The sequence below is a fragment of the Aquabacterium sp. UBA2148 genome, assembly GCF_002328915.1.
Lineage (GTDB): Bacteria > Pseudomonadota > Gammaproteobacteria > Burkholderiales > Burkholderiaceae_C > Aquabacterium > Aquabacterium parvum.
In genome coordinates this window covers 7,185-8,285 of the sequence record NZ_DCXA01000152.1, presented here as the reverse complement: position 1 = coordinate 8,285, position 1,101 = coordinate 7,185, and the positions used below count along the sequence as shown (strand labels likewise).

The window sequence follows — 1,101 nt, the reverse complement described above, 5'->3', positions numbered from 1 at the left end:
GAGCGCTTCGAGAGCACCCGCCGTGCCGTGTTGTCGTCCGAGCGCTGCGCCAGCAGCCTGGCCCAGGAGGTCGTGGCCATGCGCGAGCGCATGCGGGAGGCCCACCCCTGCCCATCCGATCGCTTCGACATCAAGCACAGCGCCGGCGGCATGATCGACGTCGAGTTCGTGGTGCAGTTCCTGGTGCTCACGCACAGCCGCGTGCACCCTGGGCTGATGGACAACCTCGGCAACATCGCCCTGTTGCTGCGAGCAGGGGCTGCCGGCCTGGTGCCCAGCCCGGTGGCGCAAGCCGCCAGCCAGGCCTACCGCGAGCTGCGCCGCATCCAGCACCGCGCACGCCTGGATGAAGCGCCGACCGAACTCGAGGGCGAGCGGCTGACCGCCGTGGCACACCACCGTGACGCCGTGCTGGCCTTGTGGCAATCCGTGTTCGGGCACCTCTCGCCTGCTGGCACCGGGGCCCCCGAACCCCGCCCCCTGCCTTGAGCACGCAACGTCCCCGTCCCGCGGTCACGCCCCACGTGATGTGGTGGTGTGCGCTCGGCCTGCTGCTGGCCCTGCCCAGCCTGGCGTTCGCCCCCGTGCCCCTGGCCCTGCCGCCGGAGTTCTGGCCCGAGCTGCCGGCCAGGCTGGTGTTGCGACCGGACCAGGGAGGCCACCAGCCCCTGTGGAGCTGGTGGGCAACCGCCTGGCTGCATGGCAGCGAAGCCCACCTGTGGCGCAACCTGTTCGGCGCAGGCCTGATCCTGCTGATGGGAGCGCTCGCCGATGTCACGCCGCGCGACACCCTCGCCTGGTTCCTCGCCTGGCCGCTGACGCACGTCGGCATGCTGCTGGAGCCATCGCTCACGTCCTACGTGGGCCTGTCCGGGGTGCTGCACGCGGGCGTTGCCATCGTGGCGTTGGCCAACCTCCACCACCCCTGCCGCCCCGCGCATCGGGTGGTCGGCATCGTGCTGCTGGGCTGGCTGGCGGGCAAGCTCTTCATGGAAAACCCCTGGGCTCATCACCTCGTTCTGTCAGAAGCGTCGGCTATAAACGTGGCCCCCTGGGCGCATTTGAGTGGCGCGCTGGCCGGGGTGCTGGCGTGGTCTGCGG

General features: G+C 70.8%; 1 protein-coding gene and 1 pseudogene. Both read left to right on the top strand.

The genetic code is table 11. The features are described from left to right. Positions 1-489, top strand: a pseudogene (locus tag B2W70_RS08390) (hypothetical protein); the annotation flags it as partial. Further along, a partial coding sequence (locus B2W70_RS08385) for a hypothetical protein (protein WP_286744717.1) occupies positions 486-1,101 on the top strand: 616 nt, incomplete at its 3' end. The pseudogene B2W70_RS08390 and the gene B2W70_RS08385, both read left to right, overlap by 4 nt.